The sequence below is a fragment of the Spiribacter halobius genome (genome assembly GCF_020883455.1).
Lineage (GTDB): Bacteria > Pseudomonadota > Gammaproteobacteria > Nitrococcales > Nitrococcaceae > Sediminicurvatus > Sediminicurvatus halobius.
The window spans coordinates 3,255,997-3,280,032 of sequence record NZ_CP086615.1 but is presented as its reverse complement, the minus strand read 5'-3'; the positions used below and the strand labels follow the sequence as shown (position 1 = coordinate 3,280,032).

The window sequence follows — 24,036 nt, the reverse complement described above, 5'->3', positions numbered from 1 at the left end:
TGCACGGCCAGGGCGCCCGGGCGGCAGCGATTTCGTTGGTGGCACCGGATGGCCCGAGGCAAATGGGATGCCAACGGCTGGAAACGGACGGCGAACAGGTGGTTGCCGCTGCAGGAGGTGCCGGCTCGGGGCACCCTGGAATCGGCTGTCAAAAATCTCGACAGCCTCGTCTGCCGGGGCGGTGCAACCGCCGCGGGCTGTCCCCCGATGCCGCCGACGGCCCCGGAAGGCTTGAAACGCGGTTCAACCTCCGAGGCCGCGTGGGCTAAAGGTTTGCCGGCCTCTGCCGTCAACGCGCACGGGCCCCAGAACCGCGGGTCCTGGGGCGACGTGGCCCCCTGCCCCGGGTGATCCGGCGCTGTGCTGCGGGGGTGGCGGTCGCACAAGGCGTGCCCGCACCGCCGATCCTCCCGGTGTCCGCCCTTGACGCGGGCCCGTCACCGGGGCTGCCGCAGCGAGGCGTGCCCCGTTGCCGGGGTCGCGCCGCTCCGCCGCGTCGCCAGCACCCGCCGCCGCACCCCTAGGCCGATCAACAAACCGACAGGAGGTCTCAGTTGGACTGCGAATTCCCTCTCGGCCCCGCCGAACGTTGCCTCGTCATCACCAATCTCCACGATCCCTCCGCCTGGGAGCGCCTTGTCAGCAGCGCCCGTGAGGCCGGGAAGAAAAAGCGCAAGCCGAAGGATGGTCAGGGCAAGGGCATCGCGGTTGCGGTGCCCCGCAAGGCCCACCCTGCCGCCTTCCCGCCCATGCTTGACCAACTCGCCGAGAGCTACGCCCGCGAGAACATCGAGCTGCGCGTCGCCGCCACAGCCGATGCGCTCGGCCTGGCCGCCGATGAGCTCATTCGCTGGCGAATGCCGTCGGTCGATCTGGTGGACGATTTCGGCACGACGCTCAAGCGGTTTCGGTTCGACGTCAATGCGCTCGAGCGCTATTCGGCCTGCGTCGAGCTCATCCGCACCGCCACCGACCCCGCGAGCGCGCAGAGAGCGGCGGAGGCGGCCATCGGGGCGGCCCTGCCGACGGTGCCCTCGGTGCTCAGCGAGCAGAGCATTCGGGAGACGCTACAGACAGCCTCCTCGATGCTGGACGCGCAGGCGATCGACGCCCGCATCACCAGACGTCTCGAGGGCGTGCGAAGGCGTGCGCGTCAGTCGCGCGCCATTTCACAGGAGGTGCAGCGGATCGTTGCTTCAACGCCCGAGGAGATGCTCGAGGCCGTTGCGGGGCGCAGCGGCGTGTTCATCATCCGCACCGGTACCGGCTGGGGAAAGACGGAGGCCGCGACCCGGCTGCTCGAGCAGGCGGCACGGGCCGGCGATCGGCCGGTGCTGGTGGCCGCGAGGCGCTCGATCGTGGCGCGCTACGCGTCGGTGCTCCCGCATTACGAGCCGGCCGCGGTGGGGCAGGCACCGCACCCGGCGGGCGGGGAGGCCAATCTGCCAGGGCTCGCGATCTGCGCGCACAGCCTTCTCGTCCGGCGCTTCCGTGAGCTCCTCATGACCGCGCGCTTCCTCGTCGTTGACGAGGCGAAGCAGGTCGTGGACACGATTGCCACGGACAGGAACATCTCGAGCCGCGAGGGGATCTTCAACTCACTGCGCGGATTGATCGGCAACAGTCCCACGGTGCTCCTGCTTGATGCGGACGCCAATGACGAGCTCGTCGACTTCGCCAAGGCCAGCGGGCGCCGGGACATCCACGTCCTGGACCTGGAGGCGGATCTATCCCACCTGAGCGCATCCCTTCGGACCAAGCGGGAAGCGGTGGACCAGATCTACCTTGCCGTCTACGAGGGGCGTCGGGTCCGCCTGTGCATCGACCGCAAGGATGAGGCGATCGGGCTCGCCGACCGGATCGGCAATGACTTCCCCGGATGCAGGACTTTGCTGATCCATGCCGACAACACCCACCTTCCCGAGCAGCAGGCGTTCTTTGCCAACCCGAATGCCGCGATCAGGGACTACCAGCTGGTTATCCACTCTCCCGCGGTCATGTCCACCGTCAGCATCACCGAGCGGCACTTCGATCTGACCGCAGCCGTGTTCTGCGGCACGATCCCCGCAACGGACTGTTTCCAGATGCTGCGCCGCGACAGGACCGCCAACGCTTTCTATATTGGCTTCGCCCCGGATTACAACCACCGCATGGACAACGAGGATCAGATACTCAAGACCCTCGTACCCCCGGGGCGGGAGGTGACCGCAAACGAGCGCCTGATTGCGCGCGTCAAGGCGACGCAGGCCCACAGCAGCAATCATGTGGCCCTTGCCCTTGAGGCGGTCATGCGGAGTCAGGCGGTGCGAATCGTCCCGAGGGAGCAGCAAATCGTGCCCGATGTCGTGTTGCACGACGGTCTTGGAAAGGAATTGCGCAGCGCCGCGAGACGGCTTTACGACGAGGGCATTCTTGCCGTGGGGCCGATCTTTGGCGAGGGCAGTGAGGAGTCCCCGCGTTGCAGTCAAGCGCTCGACGGTACTGACTATTATCGTGACGAGAGGCGAACGCTGGAAAGCACCCTGGGTAAAAGCGATATCGACGAGCGCGATCTGGAGATGTGGCGTCAGGGTTTTCTGCTTTTCCAGCTCTGGAACTGGCGAATCCTGGAAATGTCGGAAGCTCAGGCGACCCACCTGGATCGGCGCGGCCAGTACAATACGTTTGACTCGCGGCATTTCACGCGGCGGCGCGCAATATTGAAGGCGATTGCTGACCCGCTTGATCTTCAGCTTCAGGAGCCATCGGCGATCATTACCGCTGACGTCGCCCGTCCGGTACTGAACGACCTCGTGAGCAATTACTTCTACTCGATTCTGGCCCTGGATCTCCCGGTTGCGTTGAAGAAAGAGCATATGAACGCCAAAAGCCCGGTACCAACCGTGCGTGGTATTGCGAGTGCCTTGCTGGGTGTGGAGTGGAGGGACCTCGATACGACCAAAGGAGGGGTGAGGCAAACAGGGAAGAAGGTCGATGCCGCGCATTTGGCACGCCTTCATGAGGTGTATCAAAGCTGGCGCAGCAACGATGACAGGGGGACGGCGAATATCAGCAATCGGCCGTCCGATGAGGCCGAACGGGCGCCCGCTCTGCCTGAAGCCGGTTGATCTTCAAAGTGCGCCCGCCGCGGGATCCTGGACGGTGATTTGGGGCGCGGCATCGGGCGCCCGGACCGCGTCGGGTGCGCCACGATGAGCACGCGCGGGCGCGTCTGAGCGCGCGCCCGCGGACACACGCTGACCCGTGTCCCAGAGCCCCGCGTGCTTCCTGCGCGTGATGCACGGCGGCCGGGACCTGGGCGCTGATTCGGCTGATGACCGTGCACTGAGGCGGGGTGGGGCGTGGTCGCGGTTGGGCGTTGCGCCGCCGCTTTCGCTTCGACCCGATGATCGGGGTACCGGGCGCACGCGCGGCGGGGACAAGCGCCGGAGCGGGTGCTCGAGCCGGGCCGCCGAGTGCCTGCGTCCGGGATATTGGAGCCGCCGTGCCGGACGCTCCCGGTGGTGGTGATCTGGCGTCGCGACTGGCGCGGTGCGCACGGCGGATCTCGCCCCCGCCCCCCGGATGGCCGCCCCCCACTCGGGTGTCGTTGGCGGGGGCTGAAGGTTATCCGCAGGGGCATCATCCGGGGCAGCTGTGGGAATCCCTTTACCGCCGGCCGCTGACGCGGCCAATTTCCAAGAGGGGAGGGCAGCGGGGCGAGTCCACGGGCCATGGGAATGACCCCGGGTTTTGCGGATCGGGGTAAAACAACGGACAAAACTCGGGACTTCCCGACGCGGTTGCGGGCTGCCTCATCAGCCGCGGCACGTCGACGGGAAGCCGCTCCTGGTGCGAGATATCTAACCGCCGGTACGCGACAGACGGGGGGCGGCGCGGCAGTGGTCGTCTCGGCACGAAGGCCGGAGGCTCCGCGGCGCGAGTGATGGGAACGATGCCGGGTATCCGCCCATCCGTGTCGCGCGGATCACGGCGGCTTTGGGCGCTGTGGTGGCGGCCAAAAGGAAATGGCGCTCGCCCAGAAGATCGGGGCGACTCAAGGGCGTGGGCCGTTGCCGATTCCCGTCCAGCGGGGCGTACGGGAGCGTGTCGCCGGCAGCGCGAAAGGGGGAGCGCTGTTCCGAGCGGGAAAACTGACTCCAGTCCAAAACAAGAACGCGTCTTTCGGATGCCCGGTGTGAAGCATCTTCGTAAGCCCATTCGGCGCAAGCCGATCGGGCGATGACGGGCATCCTGGAGGGCGCGCGGTGGGAATGGCTCGCCTCGCGTCAGCGGACACGCACCACGGGCAACTGATTCAGTGCGGCCAATGGTAGGGCGACAGAGTTGACCGCCGTGTCGCGCTCGCCGCGTTCCGAAGCAGCAAGCGTGCAATCGGGCCGTGGCCGGCAATACAGATGCTCCCCTGGGCGTTCCGGCGCAAATGCTGATTGCGCATGCCGAATGATCGTGACCGCGGATTTCGGGGCATTCTGGTCCGCAATCCTGGCAGAACGAATCGGTTCTGAGACTGCCGCCGTATTCGACCATCAAGCGTGTCGATTTATTACGGACAGGAGTGTGCGTTATGCACGGTAATGGTTATAATGGCACCACAGCAACTGGAGGATGTGGTGTGAAGATCAGGATTGCCGAGGACAATGCGAAGCTGATTGAGCAGGCCCTTGCTGATGAGCAGGGGCGGGCGAGGGTAAGGACATTGAGCCGAGCGGACATTGAGCAGGCCGCCGATAGGGCGGAAGCGACACTGGAGCGAATGGGCATTGCGCCAAGCGCACGCAAGGGGTGCGAAAGGGAGCTGTTCGCCGCGGTGTCATCGAGTGCGTACCGTGCGCGTGGCACGCCCATGGCGACCCGTGCCCTTTTGCGCCGCGGCGTGAAGGATTGGTACCTCGTGGAACTCATCCGCACCCCGGCCCTTTTCCAGGATCGCAGGCAGCTTCGCGTGACCCGGGAGGCCGCCCAGTCCGCCTGGAGTTCGCTCGTTGACGCAAATGGCGTCAGAAACGAGCACCGTATGCTCCGCAGGGAGTCCGCGGCTCGGTACTGATTGGGGGTTGACGCGCGCCACGCACGCGGCCCGGCCGCGGACCGCGGCCGGGCACTGTCTTGGTGCGCCGGGCACGGCGCGCCAGCGCCGTGACCGGCGCTGGATAACCGGTGAGCGAAAGTGAGCCGGGAAGTGACCTGGGGGTGGAAGTCCCCTGCGGGCCCTGGTGACGGGAACCGCGAGCCGAACGGCAAGGGCATCATCGCGAGGTGCTGTCTGAAGGAAGCCGCAGGCGAATCTCCGACCCGACGAACAGGAACCGCATAGGAGGCGTGTCGTTGTGGGCGAGCAGGCCAAGTTCTGTGAACCCGATGTCACCCGGAGCGGCGATACGTATATGCGGCGGGCGTGGAGTGAAGGTCACGCGTCTTAGCCCGGGAGGTCTGTCGGCCTGCTGTGAGCTAGCGGCGCCGCGAGGTGCCGCGAGGGGCCGGCAGAAGTCAGCCGAGGCCATAGTAGTCGCCGGCACAGGGCGGCGAAGGGCCGAACGCGTAGAGCCGATCCGGCACTGGAGTGCTCGATGGCCGAAGCAGGCGTAGGCGAGGCGGCTGAGAGGTTGCCGCATCCCCGGAGGGCTGACGGCGGAACCGTCGGAGGTACGGGTGATGGACGCCAAGCGGCTGCGGTGCGCTCGAGGCGAGCCGGGTCCGAGTCGACGGCGCTGCTGGAGGCGGCGCTGTGTCGCGAGAATCTGATGGCGGCGTACCGGCGGGTGGTGCGCAACAAGGGCGCCGCGGGCATCGATGGGGTGACCGTCGATGAGCTGTGGGCGTACTGCCAGGCGCACTGGCCGTCGATCCGCGAGCGGCTGCTGGAGGGGAGGTACCGTCCCTCGCCGGTACGGGAGGTAAGGATCCCCAAGCCCGGAGGTGGCTCCCGGGCACTGGGCATCCCGACCGTGATCGACCGGCTGATCCAGCAGGCGCTGGTGCAGGTGCTCTCCCCGATCCTCGACCCGACATTCTCGGGCGACAGCTACGGCTTCCGCCCGGGGCGCAGTGCCCATCAGGCCGTTGAGCGTGCCCGCGGGCACGTGGCGGCGGGGCGGCGCTGGGTCGTGGACCTCGATCTGGCGCAGTTCTTCGACCGGGTCAATCACGACGTGCTGATGGCCCGGCTGGCGCGTCGGATCAAGGACAAGCGGGTGCTGCGCCTGATCCGGCGCTACCTGCAGGCCGGCGTGATGGCCGGCGGCGTGGTCTCGCCGCGAGCGGCGGGGACGCCGCAGGGCGGGCCGTTGTCGCCGCTGCTCTCGAACGTCCTGCTGGACGAGCTGGACCGGGAGCTGGAGCGGCGCGGCCACCGCTTCGTGCGCCATGCCGATGACGTCAGCGTCTACGTGTGCTCGCCCGAGGCGGGTGCGCGTGTGCTGGCGTCGCTGGAGCGGTTCCTGTGGCGGCGGCTGCGCCTGGTGGTCAACCGTGAGAAGAGCGCGGTGGACCGCCCGTGGAAGCGCACGCTGCTCGGCTACACCATGACCGCGCACCGCGAGCCGAAGCTGCGGGTCGCCCCCAGCTCGGTGCAGCGGCTCAAGGCCCGCCTGCGGGCCGCGCTGCGCCGCGGGCGGGGCCGCAACCTGCAGCGGGTGCTGGCGGCGCTGCAGCCGGTGATCCGGGGCTGGGTGGCCTACTTCCGCCTTGCCGAGACCAAGGCGGCGTTCGAGGCGCTGGACCAGTGGCTCCGGCGCCGCCTGCGCTGCCTGCTATGGCGGCAGTGGAAGCACTGGCGCACCCGCGCCCGGCGGCTGATGCAGCACGGTGTCGAGCGCCTGCGGGCGTATCGCTCCGCCACTAACGGGCGCGGCCCGTGGTGGAACGCGGGGGCGGCTCACATGCACGCGGCCATCCCCGCGCGCTGGCTGCACCGTCAGGGCCTCGTGAGCTTCCTTGGCGAGCACCGTCGACTTGCGAGCACTACGTGAACCGCCGTATACGGACCCGTACGTACGGTGGTGTGAGAGCCGGGGCGGGTGACCGCCCCGGCTACTCGATGCGTAGCCGAGGTGCGGCAGACCGGGTCCTCCGCCGCCAGCCTGAGGCGCTGTTCGATCACCGTGGACAGTCCGGCTCCTTCGGTGACCCGCACGCGATGATCTCGAGCAGCGGCGGCTGCTCCAGGTAGGCCGTGTGCGCCAATGTTGGCCGTTCAGCGAACCATAAGAAGGTGTACGCGTTCGAGTACAGGACGTCCTGAATGACGAGCTTGTCGTCGTGCTCGTAGCGGCTGCCGTGGAGGGTGTAGGAGAGGAGGTCGTTCGGGTCGGAGAAGGCGACAATGGGAAGTGGGCCCTCCAGCCCGAACTCCCCCTCCGGGCCCCGGGCGAAGCGCTGGAGGCTATCCTCGTCGCCCTCCGGGCGGGCGAGATCGAGGATCGGAATCTGGTTCGCCACCATGAAGACCTGCCGGGTGCGGGCGCGGGTCGCCTGAAGCGCCGCGGGGCCGTCGGCAAGCTCGATCTGCAGCTGCCGGAGCGCGTCGAAGAGAATGCGGCTGCCAAGGCTCTCGCTGATGAAGAAAAGCGGGTTCCTGCGTTCCTGGGCAAGCAGGCTCGCTTGCTCCGTTGCCATCGGCGCTGCCGCGGCACCGGCGAGTGCGCGCACGACGGCCTGCGCTACCTGGTCGCGAAGCTCGTCGCCTGCCTCGCCCGCGTAGATGACGGCATCCGCGAGGCAGTCGTTAAGCAGGCTGGCCTTTAGCCCTGAGTTAAAGGGTGCCCGCCGAACCGGGAGTGTGGCCGGCGCGCCATCGGTGATCGCGCAGCTGCCCACGGGCTCGCTGCCGTCGGCCGTGCTGTCGTAGCAGAGACCGCGCTTGCGCTCGGCGGTGAAAGGGGACCACACGATGGCGTGATGCCGCACCATGCCCTGCTCGGTCTCGATAATGCCGTGGCGGAGTTGCACACGGCCAAACGACCGCTCGGCCTGCGGGGTAGCACCGGATCTGCCGCCGAGCAGCGAGGCGAGTCGTTCGTGCATGGTGGCCATCCATTCGCCCCTGGCGCGGTGGCACATGCCGTGGATGGTGATGACGTCCACCGGGCGCTGCGGATCGAGCGCGCTAGCGATCCCCCGGATCCGCGGCGGATCCGGGTGGAATTCAGGGCTGGCGTAAGGCTTGGTGCAGGCCGACATGGCCAGTGCAAGAAACAACGGAGCGAGAGCCCCTATCGGACGGGTCGTGAGGTTCATGGCTCCCCCCATGGCCTTTTCAACGGGCCAGCCGACGCGCCGGCGGGCCGATGCCCTCCGTGAGTATGGGCACTCCCGCGGATCGCGCGACCCCGTTTGTGGGTATGCCGCGACGCACAGGCAGCAAGGCAGGGCGGTGCCGCTGGCCGGGTGGGTGCGGTATCACCCAGGTTCCCCGACCGCAGCGATCACTGGCCGACTTGTCGGCAGCGCGGGTCGGAGAGCATGGCGCCGGCTGACGAGCGCCCGCCGTCAGGCTTCGATGCTCACCCGCTCCCGATGGAGCCCCCTTTTGTGTTTTCCATTCTCAATGACAGCGAGTGCCGCGCGAAGGCACTCCACGATGAAAGCGAAGCGCTCCGCCGCCCAGGCCGCCCGTTTTCACGCCGAAGCGTCGTCGCGAATGTCCTCGGCCAGCGTCTTGATGGCACCCGCGCGCCCCTCCAGTGCCGTAAAGGCGTAGGGGTTGAGGAACTGACGCCCCCAGAACAGGTTGCGGTCTGCCTCTCCAAGCTCCGCTTCGTCGCAGACAGGACGCCAATTCTCGCCAATACGGGCGAGTTGACACTCTATGAGCGCAATCGCGTCAGCCTCGGACAGCAGGAAGTGGTGCGCGGCCTGAAGGCATGAGGCCATCCGGCTCATGCGGTTCTGGCCGCTGATCAGCATGGCTTGCGTCGCTTCCTGGCCGGACCGCCCCTGCGGGCAGATATCATAGGCGGGCGTGAGGGTGAGCGTCGCGCCATCCCAGAAGGCCGCATGGTTGCGGGCGTGATCGTCGGTGTTGCCACAAAGGATATTGAAGACGATGCGGGCGAAGAGCTCGCGCAGCGTCTCGGCCGGCGCCGTGAAGCGATGGCGGATGATCTCGGCGAGATCCTGATAGCTGGCGTAGCGCGCCAGCATCTCATCGAGGCCAAGCATCGTGAGGCCCGAGACCATCGCATGCCGCTGCCAGCCCCCGTCAGCGCGCGCCCGGTCGAAGCGCTCGACCAGCAGGACATCCTTGCCACCGGCGCGGACCAGCGAAACCGGTGCCGCGTCGATGCCGCAATGACGGGCGAGCCGCATCGCGATGAACTCGCCCTTGACGACGCTGTAGAGGTCGGAGGACGAGGAGAACTTGGCGACATGCCTCACCCCGCCGTCCTCGATCAGGGCTTTCGGGCGCGCGCCGCCGATCGAGGTGCCGTGATGGAGCGCTTGATCGAGGTCCGGCGAGAGCGGAATGCCCTTCTCCACCCGCTCGGCGGCGTCCATCAGCTCTTCGAGCGTCGCATTGACCGGCGAGCGCGGCTCGTACACCGTCGGCGAGCGCTGAAAATCGAGCGCGCCGATCCGGTCGGAGCCGGATTCCAGCAGGAAGGCCAGCTCCGGGAGATCGACCTGCGTGAACTCGTCAGCCCTGACGCCAAGCTTGCGATTGAGGATGACGCGGCGACCCCAGGCGTCGGGCGCGGCGTCGCGAATGCAGCCGGGCATGGTGAGGCCGGGGAGCAGCGGCAGTTCGCCGGCTTCCAGTGGCAGCTCCGGCAGGTAAAGCGGAATCGCATCTGATCGTGCGAGATAGCTCTTGCCGTAATTGAAGCTCACCACCCCGTCATGGGCGTGGAGTCGCCCGGCGACGACCGGCTCGGTCGCGCCCGGCAGCCAGGCCCAGACATAGGCCTCGTCGTATTCTGGAATACTAGAACTCATCCTCGACCCGCCTGCCGGCCTTGTAGACGTGCCTCGGCAGCAGCGCGATGCGGTCGTCTGTCCGGGCCGTAAGGGCCGCAATGCCCTTCTCGTCAGCGTCGAACAGTTTGACGCCGACGATGGTGGCCGCCTCTAGCACCAGCCCGATCTCCACCCTGGGGTCGCCCTTTTCGATGCGCTGAAGGGTGCTGCGCGAGACGCCGATACGCTCGGCGAGCTCCTGGGCGGTGAGCCGGCGCTGCATGCGCCCGAGCCGGATCGACTTGCCCAGCAACGCCAGGGCCTCGAGCGCGTAGCGCGAATAGGTCCGCTTGTGTATCTTCGCCATCGCAAACCGCCCTGACCTATATATGAACCATTTCATATAGATTTGAGCTTTATATAGGTCAGATTGTACGAGGGCACACGCCGAGTCAATCGATGCCCTATCGGCGCTCCACACCCCGCTGATTCGTGTCTCCTCTGGGCCACTCCATCCGAAGCATGAAACCGGGGCCTGCAGCCGGCGCCTTGCTGGGGCAACGAGCGTCTGCCCGCTGGGGCGGTGTCAGTGGCCACCTAAACTGACCCACCTCCTCGGCGGCCTCCCGCACGGTCATCCCCTGATCCAGGCATCGGGCGTAGGTCTCGGACTTGTGCTTGCCCCGCAGGCGCGAGAGCGCGGTGCCGATGGTCGCCGTGCAGCTTCGCCCGCAATCCCGGCACAGCCAGCGCTGGAGCCCGAGCCGGGTGCCGTTTCGCATCACGCTCGCTTGCGCAGTGGCGGCAGCCGATGGGCAGCGCCTCCTCAATGGCTGCGAGCAGAGCCAACGCTCCCAGTCCCTGACCCCGGGCGCTCAGGTCCGACGCCAGTCGGGCCATCCGCAGGAAGGGTACAGGGTGCGGGTATTTCTTCCAGGCCGTGACGCCCACATGTAGGTGTCCGACCTCGGTGGGTTGATCCGCACGGGTAGGAGCGCTCGCCGACCGCGAAACGTCGCCGAGTGGCGTACTCTGCGTTGGTGGGTTGCCCTGGTTTAGCTGGACTGCTCTGCGGCCTTCTCGATTGCTTCGGCAATGACGCTGAGGGGGAGGATGAGCTTGAGCGGATCGTCCAGCAGTGGCTGCGCGCTGAATCGCGCGTACGAGCGTGCCGCGGCCTCGTCCTTCGCGTCGATGGCGAGTGCGACGCCGCCAACTTCCGTAGCCACGGCCAGTGCTCGCTCTCCCGCGGCCAGCAACAGCTCGCCGCCGAGGCCCTGGCCCTGTACGGATCGATCGACGGCCAGGCGCCCGAGGCGGAAGGCCGGCACCTGGTAACGGCCGAGCTTCCTGGTCAGGTTCGCAGGGACGCGGGCAAATTCGATGGCGCCCGGGCTGATCGAGTAGAAGCCGAGGACGCGGGCCGGCTCCGAAGGAGAGACTGCGACGAAGGTCTTGGCCCCGCCAGACCTGTGGTTCTGCCGGGCGTAGCGGGTGAGATAGGCGTTAAGGTCAGGCGAACCGCTGTCGAAGCGCTTGCGGTCATGGTGCCGTCCAATGGGCTCCTCGCGCCAATCCGTTGGCGGCGTCAGGCACGCTCGGCACGGCGACGCGCAGCGGCCATCAGAGCCGGAGTCGGCTCGGGCGGGTTCTCCAGGAGGTCCAGCACGCGCGCGCTGTCGCGCTCGCTGAGCACGATGCGCTCTGCCCGGTCCACCACCTCGCGGGCGGCCGGCAGCATAGTACGCATGATGTAGGTGGTTACGTCCAGCCGCTCATAGGCGGCCGCCGTCGCCAGCAGCTGCTTTTCCTCATTGGTAGCTCGCAGCTCAATCCTGTCTTCGCGGGCCGCTCTGCGGGTCGGCATGGCAGGCTCCCAATTCGCTGGGTTGATGTACGGGTTATATCCGTACATCCAAGGGAGGTCAATGTCTGGCGCTTCCGTTGGGTTCGGGGCTTCCTAAGGCCTGGCGTCCTCTAACGCCATGATGTTTCTGGACCCGACCCTAGCGTCGTCGGGGGCTACACTCGTGCGGCCGCGTGGATCGCCCCCCGGTCAGTTGGCGGAGAGACCGCTTCTGCGAGGCCCGGTGCGCGACGTTCTGGGAGGTGGCAGGCGCCGGTCAGGGCCTGTGACAGGCGTTATCCCACGCAAGGCGCTCACCTAAATTGTCGGAGCCCGCCCGCCTGCAACGGACTGGTGAAGTGAAACCCCTGCGGTGGTGGTGCCGAGGTGGTGGTCGAGGCCGCGCTCGCCGATGAGACGCTCACCTGGGAGCGCCCACGCGAGGGCAGGCGCGTGGCGCTGCTTGAGGACACCCTCGAGCGTCGGGGGCCGGGTGGCGAGGCGCTCACGCTGCGCCGGGCCCGGCCCGGCGGATGAAACACAGCGACACGACGGGCACGAAGGTTCACAACGAGGCGAAAAGTGGCGAGCGGGTAGTCGCCGGGCGGGCCGGCTGCCTCGAGCCTTGCATGGGCTTCCACCCGGCCGTCAGCACCAGTTCGTCTCTACGCCGTGTCCGATGTGTCGTTGTGTTGAGCAATCTCCCCGTGCGGGGTTGCCAACCGCTCCAGGCGCACGGCGCAGATCTTGAACTCGGGGATCTTGCCGTAGGGGTCGAGCTCCGGGCTGGTGAGGAGGTTGGCGGCGGCCTCGCGGAAGTGCATCGGCAGGAAAAGCGTGCCCAGGGCGACGTCATCGGTGACCTTCGCCTGCACCTGCACGCTGCCGCGCCGGGAGGTAAGGCGCGTCCAGTCGCCGTCGGCGATGCCGAGGCGCTCGGCATCGTCCGGGTGCACCTCCACCCGCGCCTCCGGGGCCAGGGCGTCCAGCGCCAGCGAGCGCCGGGTCATCACGCCCGTGTGCCAGTGCTCCAGCTGCCGCCCGGTGTTGAGCACCAGCGGGTACTCGGCGTCCGGCAGATCCGGCGCCTCGCCGAGCTCCGCCGGCACGAAACGGCCGCGGCCGATGGGGAAGCGCTCCGTGAAGAGTAGCCGTTCGCCGTCGGACTCCGGCGACGGGCAGGGATACCAGCGCCCATTGTCGCCGAGCCGTTCGTGGCTGAGGTTGGCATAGAGCGGCGCTGCCGCCACCAGCTCGTCGAAAATCGCCGCCTCGTCGGCGTAGTCCCAGTCATGCCCGAGCCGGCGCGCCAGGGCCGCGATGATGCGCCAGTCTTCCCGCGCTTCGCCGGGGGGCTCGCGCACCGGGCGGCCAAGCTGCACGCGGCGGTCGGTGTTGGTGTAGCTGCCGCGCTTCTCCATGAACGAGCTCGCCGGCAGCACGACGTCCGCGAACTCCGCGGTTTCGGTGAGGAAGATGTCCTGCACCGCCAGGAACTCCAGGCTCGAGAGGGACTCGCGCACCCGGTTCACGTCCGGGTCGGAGAGGAACGGGTTCTCGCCCATGCAGTACAGGGCGCGGATCCGCCCCTCCAGTGCGGCGTGGGTGATCTCGGCGGTGGTGAGCCCCGGCTCCGGCGACAGCGGCACGCCCCAGAGCCCTTCGAAGCGCGCCCGCACCGTCGCGTCCGCCACCTTCTGATAGCCCGGGTAGTACATGGGGATGAGCCCGGCATCGGAGGCGCCCTGGACGTTGTTCTGCCCGCGCAGGGGATGGAGGCCCGTGCCGGGACGGCCGATATTGCCCGTAAGCAGTGCCAGGGCGATCAGGCAGCGGGCGTTGTCGGTACCGAACACATGCTGGCTGATGCCCATGCCCCAGAAGAACATCGCCGAGCGCGCCCGCCCGAGGGTGCGCGCAAAGCCCGCGATCTCGTCCGCCGGCACGCCGGTAATCCCGGCCACCGCCTCCGGGCTGTAGCGGGCCACCACCGCGCGCAGGGCCTCGAAGCCCTCGGTGCGCTCGGCGACGAAAGCGCGATCGTGCAGGCCCTCGTCGATGAGCACGTGCATCACCGCGTTGTAGAAGGCGACGTCGGTGCCGGGTCGGATCTGGCAGTACTGCTGCGCGTAGTCGGCGAGCCCGGGGCGGCGCACGTTCACCGCCAGCAGCTTCGTGCCCGCAGCCGCCGCCTGCTTGATGAAGGTCGCGGCCACCGGGTGGTTGGCGGTGGGGTTGCAGCCCGCGATCACCGCCACCTCGGCGTTCTCCACGTCACGCACGACGTTGGTCACCGCCCCGGAGCCGATGCCCTCCATCAGTGCGTACACCGAGGAGGCGTGACAGAGGCGGGTGCAGTGGTCGACGTTGTTGGTGCCGATCACCGCGCGAATGAACTTCTGGAAGAGGTAGGCCTCCTCGTTGGAGCCCTTGGCGGAGCCGAACCCGGCCACGGCGTCCGCGCCGTGACGGTCGCGCACGCCGGCCAGCCCGGCGGCGACGCGATCCAGCGCCTCTGCCCAGCTCGCCTCGCGAAAGTGCGGCAGCACTTCGGCGTAGTCGACGATGCCGCCGGGCTTGCGCGGCCCGCTGGCGCCCGGGCGGGAGAACGCGGACAGCGGGCCCCGCGGGTAGGCCGCGTCCCGGCGCACCAGCGGGCGGGTCAGGCGCTGGGGGTGGCTCGTGTAGTCGAAGCCATAGCGGCCCTTCACGCACAGGCGCCCGGCGTTGGAGGCCCCGTCCCGGCCGCGGGCGTAGTGGATGGTGCCGGCGCGGTCGACCCCGTAGGCGAGCGCGCAGCCCACGCCGCAGTACGGGCAGAGGGTCGGCACCTCGCGGATCTCGTCCAGTGCCGGGGCAGCGGCGCCGGCCTCGAAACGCTTCATGGCTGGCTTCCCTCCCCCGCCGCGGCAGCGGGCAGCGCCCGGTGGGTGAGCGCGCCCGTCGGGCACACCGCGACGCACTCGCCGCAGGACACGCAGCTGCTCTCGCCCATGGGGGCGTCCAGGTCAAAGGCGATGCGGGTGGCGTAGCCCTTGCCGCTGCGGGTGATGACGTCATTGTGCTGGATCTCGTCGCAGGCGCGCACGCAGCGGTCGCAGAGGATGCAGGCCTGGTGGTCGACGGCGATCACCGGCGAGCTCCAGTCCTCGCCGCGGGGATGACCCTCGGCGCCATCCGGCCAGGGGATCGTCCCCACGCCGAGCCTGCGCGCCAGGGCATAGAGCTGGTCATGGCCGGTAGTGGCCTCGCGGCGGCTCACCGGTGGCTGGTCGGCAAGCAGGAGCTCCGTGAGCACGCGGCGGTGCGCCTGCACCTCGTCGGTATCGGTGCGCACCTGCATGCCCTCCTGCACCTCGCGCACGCAGGACGCAGGCAGCGTCCGCTCGCCGGTGTCCACAGCGCAGACCCGGCAGACACCCACCGGCCGCAGGCGCGGATCGTGGCAGAGCACGGGGATGTCGATGCCGAGCCGGGCCGCCGCCTCCCAGACGCTGGTGCCGGCAGGCACCGTGACGGTCCGGTCGTCGATGGTCAGGGTGACGTCGCCCATGGGACCTCTCCCCGCAGTCGCTGGACGGAAGGCTCGTCGGCGAAGCGCTCGAGGGCGTCCACCACCGGCAGCAGGGCCACCTGGCCGAGGCCGCAGATGGACGTGCGTGCGAGCGTGCCATGAAGGGTGCGCAGCGCCTCGGCCACGCCCGGGGCGACCTCGCCTGCAGCCGCCGCTTCGGCCAGGGCCACGCCCTTGCGCGAGCCAACCCGGCAGGGCACGCACTTGCCGCACGACTCGTTGCGGAAGAACCGGGCCTGGGCGAGCAGCACGTCGGCGAGGTCACGGCCCTCGGCCACCACCACCAGCGCGCCGGTGCCAAGCCCGCTGCCCGCCTCGCGCAGGGTCTCGAAGGCGAGGGGGGTGTCCAGCAGCGACCCGGGCAGGAACGGCGTCGAGGCGCCGCCGGGGGAGAAGGCGAGTACCCCTCGGCCCTCCATCACCCCGCCGCAGCGCTCGATGGCCTCCCGCACCGGCGTGCCCCAGGGCAGGCAGTGCACTCCCGGGGTGACCACGTCCCCGGAGACGCTGACGTACTTGAGCCCGGAGTAGCCGCCGCGGCCCTGGGCGCGCCACCATTCCGGGCCGTGGGCGAGGATGGTGGTCACCGCCGCCAGGGTCTCGACGTTGTTGATCAGCGTCGGGCCGCCGTGCAGGCCGACATTGGTGGGGAACGGCGGCTTGTTGCGCGGCTCGCCGCGGCGGTCCTCGAGGGCCTCCAGCAGCGCCGTCTCCTCGCCGAGGATGTAGCCGCCCGGGGAGACGAACAGCTCGATGTCGAAGCCCTCGCCGAGCAGGCCGCGGCCGCGTGCGTCGGCCAGCGCCGCCGCGATCGACTCGCGCGCCCGCTGGTACTCGTGGCGCAGGTAGATGATGCCGTGGCCGGCGCCGATCACCCGCGCGCCCATGACCATGCCCTCGATCACCAGGTGCGGTGCGGCCTCGAGGATGAGCCGGTCCTTGAAAGTGCCGGGCTCGCTCTCGTCGGCGTTGCAGATGACGGTGCGCGGCGCGCCCTGGGCGGCCCGGGTGAAGGCCCACTTGCGCGCGGTGGGGAAGGCCGCGCCGCCGAGTCCCTGCAGGCCGGCCTCGTCCAGCGCCCGGATCACCGCCTCGGGGTCGGCGTCCTGCCAGCGGGCGGCCGTGGCGTAGTGCTCGTGGCGGCCGGCATACGGGTCGGTGGGCAGCGGCCCACCAGCGGCCGTGGCGGCAGGGGGCCGCTCGCCGCCGTCCAGCCAGGCGCTGAGGCGCTCCGGCGCGGGCAGCGCGCCGGGCGCCTCGTCCAGGCTCGCCGCCGGCGCGCAGTCGCACAGTCCGAGGCAGGAGACCCGCTCCAGGGCGACGTCGTCCCGGCCGGCGAACGCCGCCTCCAGCGCGGCGACGGCGGGCTCGGCACCCGCCAGTCGGCACACGGCATCGCGGCAGACCTGAACACGATGCACCGGCCCCGGCGCTTCCCGGAAGACAGGGTAGAAGCTGCGCAGGCCCTCGAGATGGTAGAGCGGCGTTCCGGTGTCGCGGGCGAGCGCCTGCAGGTCGGCGTCCGTCACGGCGCCGCCGCGCGCCTGAATCGCCTCGAGCCGCTCCAGCAGTCGCATGCCGTTTTCCTCCGGCGTCGCCGCTCCCTTTAGCATAACGCCGCGGGCGTCCTCATGGCCCTAGCAACCGGCGGGTTGCGACCATGCCGCCGACGCAGGCCAGCACGGACAGCACGCCGGAGGCGAGCACGTAAGCCACTGTCGCCGCCACCCGGTCCCGCTCCCAGAGCGTTACGACATCAAGCGAGAACGTCGAGAAGGTGGTGAAGGCACCGAGAAAGCCCACCGCCAGGAAATCGCGCAGCCACGGCGCCGGCAACCACAGCAGGGCGGTGAGCTCCACCAGCACCCCCATGGCCAGCGAGCCCGCGATATTCACCAGCGGCGTCGCCCAGGGAAAGCCCACGCCCACCGTGTGCGCCACCAGCAGGTAGACGCCATACCGGGCGCTGGCGCCCAGGGCGCCACCGCCGGCCACGGCGAGCCACTCGTTCACGGCAGCAGGCGAGCGGACGGCAGCCCGAGACCGGCAAGCTCAGTGTCCGACCATCCAGGGTCTGGAGGAGCGGACCATGCGGGGCTTCCCGGACCCGTCGCCATGCTCCCCATGCCCATGCTCCCCATGGGCGTGGCCGCAACCGCCTCGTGGCCGGCCCAGGCCCGCGAGTTCCCCGGCGCCCATCACCCGGGGCTCATGGGCGCTGCGCTCGTTGCGCTCCTGCGCCTTGCGCCGGATGCCGTTCATGGTGTTGAGGAACGGTGCCATGGGCCGCCGCGGCGCCGGAACGCCGCAGGCCGGGCAATCGGCGGGGTCGGCACTCTCGGCCATGGTCGCCCAGGCCTGAAAGGGCCCGCAGTGGGGGCAGCGATAGTCGTAGAGGGGCATCTCATTAGTCTCCAGGGTTTTGGTTGCGGAACCGCTGGCCGCCGCCCGCCGGTAGCTCGCCTGGCGCCGCGGCGGCTGCGGCTCACCGGGGCCTGGCCGGGCCTCAGCCGGCGGCCGGCCCCAGCACACCGTCCAGGAGCAGGAACCCGGGCAGCCAGCCCGTGAGTACGCCTTCGGCGGCGGTCACCATGCCCGTCAATCGGGCGATCGGTTTCTGCAGTGCCAGCAGCAGGAAGAACATGAACCAGAGCACCGCCCAGGCCGCCCAGCAGAGGCCGAACCAGACGTCCCAGGTACCCTGCGCGTTGCCCAGGGTCTGGATGGCTACCGGAACGATGGTGATGGACACGAACAGGCTGAACCAGCCCAGACCGCGTCCGTCCACCTCCTGGTGGCGATTGATGGCGACCCACAGGTAGGTGAAGGTGAACAGCAGGGTCAGCGCCGCCGCCTTGATGCTGCTGGCATCGGCCCCCGGCCCGAAGGCCAGATACAGGGCCACCAGCATGGTGATGCCGCCCACGAAGACGTTGACGACCCAGATCTCCCGGTCGTTGATGTGGCCGAGCAACCAGATGCCGTTCAGGAACAGAACGGCGCCCACGTACAGCAGAGCGAGTCCGAGCAGCATGACCGACTCCTCCTCCCAAGCGGTAGTGGCATGACCGCGGCGGGCGCGCCGCGGTCATGCACCCGATGCGGCCGGTTCAGTTGGCGAGGGCGATCTGCACGCCACCCACCTGCCGCTGGGGGCCGGCGGCCTGCGGTCGGATGTCGAAGTCGAAGATGGCCGTGGGGATGGCCACCGTGCAGCAGGCGTTGGGAATATCGACAATGCCGCTGATACGGCCTTCCACCGGCGCCGTGCCCAGGATCACGTAGGCCTGCTCGCCGGTGTAGCCGAACTTCTTCAGGTACTCCACGGCGTTCAGGCAGGCCCGCCGGTAGGCGATGTGCGCATCGAGGTAGTGCTGCTCGCCGGTGTGCTCGTCCACCGAAATGCCCTCGAACACCAGGTATTCGGTGAAGTGGGGCTCCACGGGGCTGGGGCGGAACACCGGGTTGGTAATGCCGTACTTGCTGACGCCATCCTTGATCAGGTCGACGCCGATATCGAGGAAGCCGGCCATCTCAATGGCACCGCAGAAGGTGATCTCGCCGTCCCCCTGGGACCAGTGGATGTCCCCCATGGACAGCCCGCCGCCCTTGACGTAGACGGGGAAGTAAACCCGTGATCCCCGGGACAGGTTCTTGATGTCGCAGTTGCCGCCGTGCTCCCGCGGGGGCACCGTACGCCAGGCCTCCCGGGCGGCCTTGTCGGCAGCGGCGCCGCTCATGGCCCCCATCAGCGCCGTGTCGGCGTGGGGTGGCGCGAGCAGGGGTGGCACGCGCTCGGGGTCGGTGGACAGCAGGGCCGCCTCCCGGGCATTGGCCTTCTCCAGCAGCGCCCGGTCCGGCAGAGTGCCTATGAGCCCAGGGTGGATGATGCCCGGGAAGCGCACCCCCGGCACATGCCGGGATGTGGTGTAGATGCCGTGGAAATCCCAGCAGGCCTTGCCGGCCGCGGGGAAGTGCTCGGTGAGGAAACCCCCGCCGTTCTCGCGGGCGAAGATCCCCGTGAACCCCCAGGCGGACTGGGGCAGGGCGCCGACGTCGTTGATATCGACCACCAGCAGATCGCCCGGCTCGGCGCCCTCCACGCCGAAAGGCCCGCTCAGGTAGTGCACCTTGGTGAGGTCCACGTCCCGGATATCATTGGCGCTGTCGTCGTTCTTGATCTGGCCGCCGGTCCAGTCGTAGCACTCCACCCGGAACTCGTCGCCGGGCTTGAACCACTGGACGATCGGTATGTCCGGATGCCAGCGGTTATGGGTCTTGACCGTCTGCTCTTCGGGCCACTTGTTCAGCTCTACCGTGAATACCGCCTCGCCCATGACCTCGCTCCTCCCGTCGCTTTGCCAAATGCGCCGCCGCTGCCACCCGGGATCAGGCGCGCAGTGCAGCCTGGGAGCGAGGCTAGCGCCGCCCCGGGCGCGACGAATCCCCCGCCCGGCGAGACGCGTGTGACCCCGGCGGGCGGCCCGGTCTCACCCCGGCGGGTGAGGCCCGACTCGCGCGCACGAGTGACAATCGGAGGACCGAATGGGGGGAGAAGATCGTGGAGCGGCAAGTGGCGAGAGGCCTCGGGCGGTCCATCACCGGTGAACCGTGGCCGTGCGATTCAGAGGTACTCGGTGCAGACCTGGGCGTGCAGGCGGACCAGGTCCAGTTGCCCGTGGCAGTTCGTCTTCTGGTAGATCTGCTTGAGGTGGCTGCGCACCGTGTTCTCGGAGACGCCCAGGCGCCGGGCGCAGTCCCAGAGCCCGGTACCGCTCAGCACCAGGCCGGCGAGCCGTGCCTGGGCGGGTGTCAGATCGAAGAGCCGGGGGAAGACGCAGCGCTCCATATCGTGCTCCGCCACCCCGTGGGTCTTGCCCACGACCACTGCCGCACCCTCGCGGATGCCACCCTCCGCGGCGACCAGCCGCCCGGCGGGTCGCACCAGCAGCACCGTCACCGGCGCACCGCCCCCGGCGCGAAGGCTCACGACCTGGTCGGCCGGGCCGTCCCCCGGCCGTTCCCGATCGACCTCCGCCGCCCGGGCGACGGCTTCCAGCAGGGCGCGCTGTTCGGTGTGCACTTCGGCCGAGAGCCGGCCGTGGCGCAGCCGCAAGCCCGGGCAACGATCCAGGAAGGCCTCGCAACGCGCATTGCTGAGCAGCACCTGTGCCCGCCCGTCGACGACAAACACGGCAGGCGCCAGGTCGTCGACCACGGTCAGCAGGGCCCGGTTCATCTGGTCCGTATCGCGCAGGCTCCAGTGGTTCTTCAGGGAGACCGAGACGTGGCGGAGCACCGTGCGCATGCGCCGGCGCTCGTCCACGCCGAACGCCGGCTCACTCGGGCCACGGAGCACGTCGAGGTACCAGACCTGATCGCCCCGGCGTGCCACCACCCCGCAGAGCCGGTGCAGCAGGCCCAGGCGCTGCAGGTACTGGCGGTAGAAATCGGTGCGCACCAGCTCGTCGGGGTGGAGCAGCTCCTCGCCACCCATCACCCGACCGGGTCGGTACTCCACGCTGGACATGAACCAGGGATTGCGGGCGGAGTATTCCTCTGCGTAGGCCTGCCGGGCCTGCGGCTCCGTGGGGGAATCCACCAGCCATTCCCCGCGGCCCCGAAGGAAATCGTGGCGGGCCAGTACCGCGCAGCGCCCGTCCATGACCCGGCGCAACGCACTAACGGCCCCGGCCCAGCGGGCCTCATGGCCGGCAGCGGCATGTATGCGGCGGATGAGTCCGTCCAGCCGGTGCGTAGCCATGGTCCTCAGGCCGCTCCCACATCCGACCGCCATGGACGTTCAGGGACAGAATTGCAGCAATACCCCATGGCGGATCCCCTGGCGCCGGGCCGAATGAGCCAGGGCCGAGTGACCGCGGACCGGCCTCGAGCCCGGCTGGCGGTCGACGCCGGTGACCCCGCGCACCACGCCTACAGAGTGGTCGGGCGTGACCGCAAGTCAAGCACCGAGCCCCGGGAACGGGACGAACGGCAGTGATCCGGGTCAAGCGCCACTACCGGGCCTGGGTGGCCAACGAGACGCTGGAGGACTACTCCCTGCGCTACGCGGCCCGGGCGTACCGGCGCTGGCCCCCGGCCCTTGTCGCCAATACCGCCCTCGGGGGCATCTCCTTTCTCGCCCTGGAAGCCATCGGCGGGGCGGTGACGCTGAGCTATGGCTTCGCCAATGCGTTCCCGGCGATCCTGTTCGCGATCGTCGTGATCTTTCTGACCGCCCTGCCCATCAGCTACTACGCGAGCCGCTACAACATCGACATGGACCTGCTCACCCGGGGAGCCGGGTTCGGCTACATCGGCTCCACCATTACCTCGCTGATCTACGCCTCCTTCACCTTCATCTTCTTTGCCCTGGAGGCGGCCATCATGGCCCAGGCGCTGCACCTGTACTTCGGGTTGCAGATCGTCTTTGGCTACGTGGTCTCCTCGCTGGTCATCATCCCCATCACCTTCTTCGGCATCACCCTGATCAACCAGCTGCAGCTGGTCACCCAACCCTTCTGGGTGCTGCTGTTGCTGACGCCTTTTGTGTTCATCTTCGCCACCGAGCCGGAGATCCTGAGGGAGTGGTCGCAATTCGCCGGTCGGGCCACGGGGGAGGGGGCGTTCAATCTGATGTCTTTCGGCGCGGCCACCGGGGTGCTCTTCTCCCTGGTGGTGCAGGTGGGGGAGCAGGTTGACTACCTGCGCTTCCTGCCGGACCTGACCCCGCAGAATCGCCGACGGTGGTGGGCCTCCATGGTGCTCGCCGGGCCGGGGTGGATCCTCGTGGGGGGAGCGAAGATCCTGGCGGGAGGGCTGCTCGCCTTCGTGGCGGTGCGCCATGGCGCCGACTACAGCCGGGCCATCGAGCCCATCCGCATGTACATCGAGGCCTACTCCTACATGTTCGAGGACGCGGGTACGGTGCTCGCGGTCGCCACCGCCTTCGTGCTGCTCTCCCAGGTGAAGATCAACGTCACCAATGCCTATGCCGGCTCTCTCGCCTGGGGCAATTTCTTCTCCCGAGTAGCTCACTACCACCCCGGTCGGGTGATCTGGCTGGTGTTCAACGTGCTGATCGCGCTGCTGCTGATGCTGCTGGGTATCTTCGAGACGCTGGAGGCGGTGCTGGCCGTGTACGCCAACGTGGCCATCGCCTGGATCGGCGCCATCGTCGCCGACCTGGTGGTGCTCAAGCCCCTGCGGGTCAGCCCGCCCTTCATCGAGTTCAAGCGCGCCCATCTCTACAACATCAATCCGGTGGGCTGTGGGGCGATGCTGATCGCCTCGCTGCTCTCCATCGCCGCCTGGTCCGGCCTGCTCGGCGAGCTGGCCCGCGTGTACTCCGCGCTGCTCTCCCTGGTGACCGCCTTCGGCGCAGCCGTGGCCATCGGCGTGGCCACTCGCGGCCGCTACTACCTGGCCCGGGACGAGGCGGGCCGTCGCCTGGATCCCCATGCCCGGGTGTGCTGCATCTGCGAGCGCGCCTACGAGCCCCAGGATCTGGCCCACTGTCCCTTCTACGAGGGGCCCATCTGCTCACTGTGCTGTAGTCTGGACACCCACTGTCACGACATCTGCAAAGCGCCGGAACCGTTGTTGGCCCCGTTTCGCAGTCGCGGCGCCCCGAGCCTGGAGCAGCCCACCTTTCGCCCCGAACTGGGGCGCCGGGTCGGGCGCTTCCTGGTGTTGTTCACGGTACTGGCGATCATCGCGGGGGCTCTGTTCCTGCTCTCCTATCGGCTCATCGAGCCTGATCCGGTTCAGGCTGACCGGGAATTGGCGGGCGTCTTCCTGCGCCTCTACGGTGGCTTGCTGGGGCTGCTCGCGGTCGCTGCGTGGTGGATGGTGCTCTCCCACGAGAGCCGGGAACTGGCGGAGAGCGAGCTGGTGAACTCCCTCCACCACCTGGAGCAGACCCAGCATGACCTGGTGCAATCCGAGCGTATGGCCTCCCTGGGGGGGTTGGTCGCCGGTGTAGCCCACGAGATCAATACACCGGTGGGCGTCACCGTGACCGCCGCGTCCTTTCTGGACGACCGGGCCCGGGCCGTGGCCCGGCAGCACGCCCGGGGCGAGCTGGACGACGCGGCGCTGAAGTCATTCCTGGACGATGCCGGGGCGTCTGCCCGGCTGATGCTCACCAATGCCCGTCGCGCCGCCGGCCTGATCCAGAGCTTCAAGCAGGTGGCCGTGGACCGGGCGAGCGAGGAGCGCCGGGAGATTGACCTGCGCACGTACCTGGAGGAGACGCTGGCCAGCATCAGCCCGCAGCTGCGCCAGACACCCCATCGGCTGGAGCTCGCCTGCCCCGAGGAGCTGCGCGTGGACAGCTACCCGGGTCCGCTGGCCCAGGTGGTCACCAACCTGGTCCTGAACGCTGTCCAGCACGCCTTCCCTGACGACCACGCGGGCGGGGTGATCCGGATCGAGGCCCGGGAGTTGCCCGGGGAGCGCGTGCGGCTGAGCGTGACGGACAATGGGCGGGGCATTCCGGCGGCCCTGGCAGAGCGCATCTTCGAACCCTTCTTCACCACCCGGCGCAGCGCCGGCGGCACGGGGCTCGGGCTGCACGTGGTCTTCAACCTGGTGACCCGCACCCTGGGAGGCTCGATTCGGGTGGAGAGCCAGGGGGGCTACGGTCACGGCGCCCGCTTCGTGGTGGAGTTCCCGCGCAGGCTGCCGCCGGAGTCCGAGTGAGGGTGGGGCTCGCGCA

19 protein-coding genes are annotated in these 24,036 nt (G+C 68.9%); 5 read left to right on the top strand and 14 right to left on the bottom strand.

Annotation, left to right across the window (positions count from 1 at the left end; genetic code table 11):
* Window positions 1–554 precede the first annotated feature (554 nt).
* From LMH63_RS15390 to ltrA, 3 genes are all read left to right on the top strand, one after another.
* Window positions 555–3,107: a DEAD/DEAH box helicase family protein gene (locus tag LMH63_RS15390; RefSeq protein WP_109679667.1), complete on the top strand. Its 2,553-nt coding sequence runs from the start codon at window positions 555–557 to the stop codon at window positions 3,105–3,107.
* 1,508 nt (window positions 3,108–4,615) lie between these two features.
* Window positions 4,616–5,050, top strand: coding sequence for a hypothetical protein (locus LMH63_RS15385; RefSeq protein WP_109679666.1), 435 nt, complete (start codon window positions 4,616–4,618; stop codon window positions 5,048–5,050).
* A gap of 625 nt (window positions 5,051–5,675) precedes the next feature.
* A complete protein-coding gene (ltrA, locus tag LMH63_RS15380; protein ID WP_229332617.1) occupies window positions 5,676–6,971 on the top strand; it encodes a group II intron reverse transcriptase/maturase in 1,296 nt (431 codons plus the stop codon).
* 127 nt (window positions 6,972–7,098) lie between these two features.
* Here the strand turns inward: ltrA and LMH63_RS15375 are convergent, their stop codons facing one another.
* The 6 genes from LMH63_RS15375 to LMH63_RS15355 all read right to left on the bottom strand — a co-directional run bounded on the left by LMH63_RS15375 (window position 7,099) and on the right by LMH63_RS15355 (window position 11,764).
* Window positions 7,099–8,238, bottom strand: coding sequence for a hypothetical protein (locus LMH63_RS15375; RefSeq protein ID WP_146205249.1), 1,140 nt, complete (start codon window positions 8,236–8,238; stop codon window positions 7,099–7,101).
* Between the two features lie 381 nt (window positions 8,239–8,619).
* Window positions 8,620–9,936: a type II toxin-antitoxin system HipA family toxin gene (locus LMH63_RS15370; RefSeq protein WP_109679663.1), complete on the bottom strand. Its 1,317-nt coding sequence runs from the start codon at window positions 9,934–9,936 to the stop codon at window positions 8,620–8,622.
* A complete protein-coding gene (locus LMH63_RS15365) occupies window positions 9,926–10,264 on the bottom strand; it encodes a helix-turn-helix transcriptional regulator (RefSeq protein WP_109679662.1) in 339 nt (112 codons plus the stop codon). The genes LMH63_RS15370 and LMH63_RS15365 overlap by 11 nt, the downstream gene beginning before the upstream one ends.
* A gap of 97 nt (window positions 10,265–10,361) precedes the next feature.
* The gene (locus LMH63_RS19640) at window positions 10,362–10,679 is read right to left on the bottom strand and encodes an IS1/IS1595 family N-terminal zinc-binding domain-containing protein (protein ID WP_439654553.1); all 318 of its coding nucleotides are present in this window, start codon (window positions 10,677–10,679) and stop codon (window positions 10,362–10,364) included.
* A 273-nt stretch (window positions 10,680–10,952) separates the two neighbouring features.
* Window positions 10,953–11,228 (bottom strand): GNAT family N-acetyltransferase, encoded by a 276-nt coding sequence (locus LMH63_RS15360; RefSeq protein ID WP_199225725.1) that lies wholly within the window; start codon window positions 11,226–11,228, stop codon window positions 10,953–10,955.
* Window positions 11,229–11,485: 257 nt separating this feature from the next.
* On the bottom strand, window positions 11,486–11,764 hold the full coding sequence (locus tag LMH63_RS15355) for a type II toxin-antitoxin system TacA family antitoxin (protein WP_109679660.1): 279 nt from the start codon (window positions 11,762–11,764) through the stop codon (window positions 11,486–11,488).
* 366 nt (window positions 11,765–12,130) lie between these two features.
* On the opposite strand from LMH63_RS15355, the gene LMH63_RS15350 reads away from it, so the two are divergent.
* Window positions 12,131–12,280, top strand: coding sequence for a hypothetical protein (locus LMH63_RS15350; RefSeq protein WP_158280437.1), 150 nt, complete (start codon window positions 12,131–12,133; stop codon window positions 12,278–12,280).
* 128 nt (window positions 12,281–12,408) lie between these two features.
* Here the strand turns inward: LMH63_RS15350 and fdhF are convergent, their stop codons facing one another.
* From fdhF to LMH63_RS15310, 8 genes are all read right to left on the bottom strand, one after another.
* Window positions 12,409–14,628, bottom strand: a complete 2,220-nt coding sequence (gene fdhF, locus LMH63_RS15345; protein WP_229332616.1) for a formate dehydrogenase subunit alpha — start codon at window positions 14,626–14,628, stop codon at window positions 12,409–12,411.
* Window positions 14,625–15,296 (bottom strand): 2Fe-2S iron-sulfur cluster-binding protein, encoded by a 672-nt coding sequence (locus LMH63_RS15340; RefSeq protein ID WP_109680418.1) that lies wholly within the window; start codon window positions 15,294–15,296, stop codon window positions 14,625–14,627. The genes fdhF and LMH63_RS15340 overlap by 4 nt, the downstream gene beginning before the upstream one ends.
* Window positions 15,278–16,894: an NADH-ubiquinone oxidoreductase-F iron-sulfur binding region domain-containing protein gene (locus LMH63_RS15335; protein ID WP_109680419.1), complete on the bottom strand. Its 1,617-nt coding sequence runs from the start codon at window positions 16,892–16,894 to the stop codon at window positions 15,278–15,280. The genes LMH63_RS15340 and LMH63_RS15335 overlap by 19 nt, the downstream gene beginning before the upstream one ends.
* A gap of 52 nt (window positions 16,895–16,946) precedes the next feature.
* Window positions 16,947–17,330, bottom strand: coding sequence for a fluoride efflux transporter CrcB (gene crcB, locus LMH63_RS15330; protein ID WP_109679775.1), 384 nt, complete (start codon window positions 17,328–17,330; stop codon window positions 16,947–16,949).
* Between the two features lie 39 nt (window positions 17,331–17,369).
* Complete coding sequence (locus tag LMH63_RS15325) at window positions 17,370–17,720, bottom strand: FmdB family zinc ribbon protein (RefSeq protein ID WP_109679774.1); 351 nt, start codon at window positions 17,718–17,720, stop codon at window positions 17,370–17,372.
* A gap of 103 nt (window positions 17,721–17,823) precedes the next feature.
* Window positions 17,824–18,351, bottom strand: a complete 528-nt coding sequence (locus tag LMH63_RS15320) for an AmiS/UreI family transporter (protein WP_109679773.1) — start codon at window positions 18,349–18,351, stop codon at window positions 17,824–17,826.
* A 76-nt stretch (window positions 18,352–18,427) separates the two neighbouring features.
* Window positions 18,428–19,654 carry a formamidase gene (fmdA, locus tag LMH63_RS15315; RefSeq protein ID WP_109679772.1) on the bottom strand — a complete coding sequence of 409 codons (1,227 nt, stop codon included), beginning with the start codon at window positions 19,652–19,654 and terminating at the stop codon, window positions 18,428–18,430.
* A gap of 287 nt (window positions 19,655–19,941) precedes the next feature.
* A complete protein-coding gene (locus LMH63_RS15310) occupies window positions 19,942–21,081 on the bottom strand; it encodes a helix-turn-helix transcriptional regulator (RefSeq protein ID WP_109679771.1) in 1,140 nt (379 codons plus the stop codon).
* 233 nt (window positions 21,082–21,314) lie between these two features.
* On the opposite strand from LMH63_RS15310, the gene LMH63_RS15305 reads away from it, so the two are divergent.
* Window positions 21,315–24,020 carry an ATP-binding protein gene (locus LMH63_RS15305; RefSeq protein WP_199225729.1) on the top strand — a complete coding sequence of 902 codons (2,706 nt, stop codon included), beginning with the start codon at window positions 21,315–21,317 and terminating at the stop codon, window positions 24,018–24,020.
* The last annotated feature ends 16 nt before the right edge of the window (window positions 24,021–24,036 follow it).

Bases quoted from the DNA above. Each gene is read 5' to 3' on its own strand.
- LMH63_RS15375 (WP_146205249.1), bottom strand. From the start codon at position 8,238: ATGAACCTCACGACCCGTCCGATAGGGGCTCTCGCTCCGTTGTTTCTT.
- LMH63_RS15370 (WP_109679663.1), bottom strand. From the start codon at position 9,936: ATGAGTTCTAGTATTCCAGAATACGACGAGGCCTATGTCTGGGCCTGG.
- LMH63_RS15365 (WP_109679662.1), bottom strand. From the start codon at position 10,264: ATGGCGAAGATACACAAGCGGACCTATTCGCGCTACGCGCTCGAGGCC.
- LMH63_RS19640 (WP_439654553.1), bottom strand. From the start codon at position 10,679: ATGCGAAACGGCACCCGGCTCGGGCTCCAGCGCTGGCTGTGCCGGGAT.
- LMH63_RS15355 (WP_109679660.1), bottom strand. From the start codon at position 11,764: ATGCCGACCCGCAGAGCGGCCCGCGAAGACAGGATTGAGCTGCGAGCT.
- fdhF (WP_229332616.1), bottom strand. From the start codon at position 14,628: ATGAAGCGTTTCGAGGCCGGCGCCGCTGCCCCGGCACTGGACGAGATC.
- LMH63_RS15340 (WP_109680418.1), bottom strand. From the start codon at position 15,296: ATGGGCGACGTCACCCTGACCATCGACGACCGGACCGTCACGGTGCCT.
- LMH63_RS15335 (WP_109680419.1), bottom strand. From the start codon at position 16,894: ATGCGACTGCTGGAGCGGCTCGAGGCGATTCAGGCGCGCGGCGGCGCC.
- LMH63_RS15325 (WP_109679774.1), bottom strand. From the start codon at position 17,720: ATGCCCCTCTACGACTATCGCTGCCCCCACTGCGGGCCCTTTCAGGCC.
- LMH63_RS15320 (WP_109679773.1), bottom strand. From the start codon at position 18,351: ATGCTGCTCGGACTCGCTCTGCTGTACGTGGGCGCCGTTCTGTTCCTG.
- fmdA (WP_109679772.1), bottom strand. From the start codon at position 19,654: ATGGGCGAGGCGGTATTCACGGTAGAGCTGAACAAGTGGCCCGAAGAG.
- LMH63_RS15310 (WP_109679771.1), bottom strand. From the start codon at position 21,081: ATGGCTACGCACCGGCTGGACGGACTCATCCGCCGCATACATGCCGCT.